General features: G+C 42.5%; 1 protein-coding gene. It reads left to right on the top strand.

What is annotated here, in order from left to right; translation table 11 throughout:
* On the top strand, window positions 1-212 hold a 212-nt coding region (locus AC6CH7_RS26560; RefSeq protein ID WP_498265573.1), incomplete at both ends, for a thiamine pyrophosphate-binding protein.

Raw genomic sequence — 212 nt, forward strand, 5'->3', positions numbered from 1 at the left:
GGTCACCCGGGAGGGTCTCTAGGCTGTGCAGATTTCTTTACCGCACTTTATTTCGAGGTAATGAACCACTCTACTGATTTTACAATGGATGGAAAAGGCGAAGATTTGTTTTTCCTTTCTAACGGACACATTTCACCAGTTTTCTACAGCGTTCTGGCCAGGTCAGGATATTTTGACGTTAGTGAACTGGCGACTTTCAGAAAATTAAATTC

This window comes from Pedobacter sp. GQ55, from assembly GCF_059758925.1.